This is a genomic window from Bradyrhizobium sp., from assembly GCF_049586575.1.
Taxonomy (GTDB): domain Bacteria; phylum Pseudomonadota; class Alphaproteobacteria; order Rhizobiales; family Xanthobacteraceae; genus Bradyrhizobium.
On the sequence record NZ_JBAVCF010000570.1, the window covers coordinates 1 to 2,893 of the forward strand.

General features: G+C 61.2%; 2 protein-coding genes and 1 pseudogene. 2 read left to right on the top strand and 1 reads right to left on the bottom strand.

Features of this window, described 5'->3' with window-relative positions; genetic code table 11:
* Nucleotides 1–341: 341 nt before the first annotated feature.
* Nucleotides 342–1,892, top strand: a complete 1,551-nt coding sequence (gene istA / locus WB528_RS21445; protein ID WP_423890465.1) for an IS21 family transposase — start codon at nucleotides 342–344, stop codon at nucleotides 1,890–1,892.
* A gap of 17 nt (nucleotides 1,893–1,909) precedes the next feature.
* Nucleotides 1,910–2,686 (top strand): IS21-like element helper ATPase IstB, encoded by a 777-nt coding sequence (gene istB / locus WB528_RS21450; RefSeq protein ID WP_423890466.1) that lies wholly within the window; start codon nucleotides 1,910–1,912, stop codon nucleotides 2,684–2,686.
* Nucleotides 2,687–2,784: 98 nt separating this feature from the next.
* On the opposite strand, the pseudogene WB528_RS21455 reads toward istB, so the two are convergent.
* A pseudogene (locus WB528_RS21455) lies at nucleotides 2,785–2,893 on the bottom strand (IS481 family transposase); the annotation flags it as partial.

Genomic DNA, 2,893 nt, shown 5'->3' on the forward strand with positions numbered 1-2,893 from the left:
ACCGAACGGTCCGGATTGTCGATCAAAAGCTCAACGAAAAAATCGTCGAGGGCGGGTCCGACCTGTGACCGGCTCGCGAATGGTACTCACACGCCGATGAACTTCAGCTCGCCTGCCTGAGCTGGAATATATTGCCCTCGGGATCATGGCCGTCGCAGACCCTGGCGCCCTCGAATTGCGGGTTTCGCTAAGTCGCGGACAGCGATTTCGGTAAGTCCCGGACAGCGATTTCAGTAAGTCCGGGACAGGCATTTCACTAAGTCGCGGACAGTCGCGAGAGCTGGTTTTTTGGTTGCGCCGTTCAGGCAATGTTCTCTCTCAAGCTGAATTTGAGAGGGGCGATGCCGAGACGGAAGCAAGCGAAACGAACCACTGTGAAGGACCTACGATCAATCCTGAGGCTGACGTACGAGCAAGGCCTGTCGGTTCGGGCGATCTCGGAACGGCTGCAGATCAGCAAGACCTCGGTTTCCACTTACCTGCTGCGGGCGCGTGAAGCGGGCGTGACGTGGCCGCTACCGGCGGTTTACGAGAACGAGGCTGCCCTGCAGCGAGCCCTGTTCCGACGGATGGGACGGCCTCCGCAGGATTTGAGCGAACCCGAATGGCCACGAGTGGCGCAGGAGCTCAAGTGCAAAGGCGTGACGCTGACGCTGCTCTGGCAGGAATACCGGGCGGTCCACCCCGACGGCTATGGCTACACCTGGTTCTGCGAGAAATTTGACGCCTATCGGCGCCGGGCGAACCCGACTTACCGCCACCGTCACGCCGCGGGTGCGCTGATGCAGACCGACTATGCGGGCCCGACGGTGGAGGTGATCGATCCGCAAACCGGCGAGGTCCGTCAGGCCCAGATTTTTGTCGCGGTGCTCGCCGCTTCGTCGCTGACCTTCGCTATGGCGAGCTTCGGTCAGCGACTGCCAGACTGGATCGAAGGCCAGACCCGGGCACTGTCATACTTCGGCGGAGTTCCCAAAGCGATCGTCTGCGACAATCTGAAGGCCGGGGTCGTCAAGGCGTTGTGGTTCGAGCCGACGCTCAACCAAACTTTTGCGGCGATGGCCGAGCACTACGACACGACGATTTTGCCGACCCGCAGCCGCAAGCCGCGCGACAAGGGCAAGGTCGAAGGCGCCGTGCTGATTGTCGAGCGCTGGATTCTGGCCCGGCTGCGGCATCGGCGGTTCTTCAACCTGGCCGATCTCAATGCCGCGATTGGCGAGCTGCTCGAGGAGCTGAACAATCGACCGATGCGCCATAGCGGTAAATCCCGCCGGCAGCTGTTCGAGGAGATCGAGCGCGCTGCGCTGGCGCCGCTGCCCAGCGAGCCATTCGAATACGCCGAGTGGAAAACGGCCAAGGTGCATCCTGATTATCACGTCGAAGTCGACAAGACCTTTTACTCGGTGCCGCACCGGCTGATCGGCCGTCGGGTAGACGTCCGGCTCACCTATCGGGCTGTCGAGATCTTCCAGGATCACACGCGTGTCGCCAGCCATGTGCGCCGTTCCCAGCGCAGCGGCCATGTCACCGTGAATGAGCACATGCCCAAAGCCCATCAGCGTTACGCCAATATGACGCCGGCGCACTTGATCAAGATGGCCGCGCGGATCGGCGTCAACGCCGCCACCCTGGTCGAGCGGGTGATGCGTCAGCGCCCGCATCCCGAGCAGGGTTATCGGTCTGCCATGGGAATCATCGCACTGGCCCGGCGCTATGAGCGCGATCGGCTGGAAGCGGCCTGTGAGAGGGCGCTCGCCATCAATGCGATCAGCTACTCCTCCGTGAGCGCCATCCTCAAGTCCGGGCTCGACCGTGCGAGCCCTGCCACCGAGCCCATCAAGGCCGCGCCCTCCCACGCCAACATCCGGGGTGGCACCTATTACCAATGAAAGAAAGGAAGATCGTGATGCTAACCCACCCGACCCTCGACCAGATGCAGGCTCTCGGCCTTGCCGGAATGGCGGCCGGCTATCGGCAATTGGCCGAGCAGGACAATGCCGCCGAACTCAGCCGCGACGAGTGGCTCGGCTTGATGCTCGATCGCGAAGCCGCCATGCGTGCCGACCGGCGCCTGACGAATCGGCTAGCCGCAGCCAAGCTACGCTTCGTCGATGCCTGCATCGAAGACATCGACTTCGCCTCCCGCCGCGGCCTTGACCGGCGCAATACCCTGCAGCTTGCGCAAGGCGTCTGGCTGAAAGCCCATGAGAACTTCATCATCACCGGCTTGACCGGGACTGGCAAAACCTGGCTGGCGTGTGCCTTCGGCCGCCAGGCAGCAAGGCTCGATCATTCCGTGCTCTATTTGCGTATGCCGCGCCTGTTCGAAGACCTCGCCATGGCGCGTCTCGATGGTCGCTTCCCGCGCCTCATCGACAAGCTTGCACGTGTTCAGTTACTCATCCTTGATGATTGGGGCACCCACACCCTCAATGACCAGCAGCGCCTCGATCTTCTGGAAATCTTTGAAGAGCGCTACCGGCGCAAATCGACCTTGATTACCGCCCAGCTGCCCGTTGCCAAATGGCACGACATGATCGGCGAGCCCACCATCGCGGACGCGATCCTCGACCGGATCATCCACAACTCCCACCGTATCGTCCTTGAAGGCGACAGCATGCGAAAGAAAAAAGCTTCGCGCCCCTTGACCGACGTCGAAAACAGCGAAACCAATATCAACTGACTTCAACAACCAGGCAACCAAAAGCCAGCTGTCCGCGACTTAGCGAAACTACTGTCCCTTAGTTAGAGAAATTGCTGTCCAGTTTTTGCGAAATACGCAATCAGCGTCTCGATCTGGATCGGCAGCTGATTGGCGTGACGATAGGGCCGCCGCGAGCGGTCGGTGAGCCCCTCCAGGCCTGTCGCGTTATAGCGTGTGAGGATCTTG

Bases quoted from the DNA above. Each gene is read 5' to 3' on its own strand.
- istA (WP_423890465.1), top strand. From the start codon at position 342: ATGCCGAGACGGAAGCAAGCGAAACGAACCACTGTGAAGGACCTACGA.
- istB (WP_423890466.1), top strand. From the start codon at position 1,910: ATGCTAACCCACCCGACCCTCGACCAGATGCAGGCTCTCGGCCTTGCC.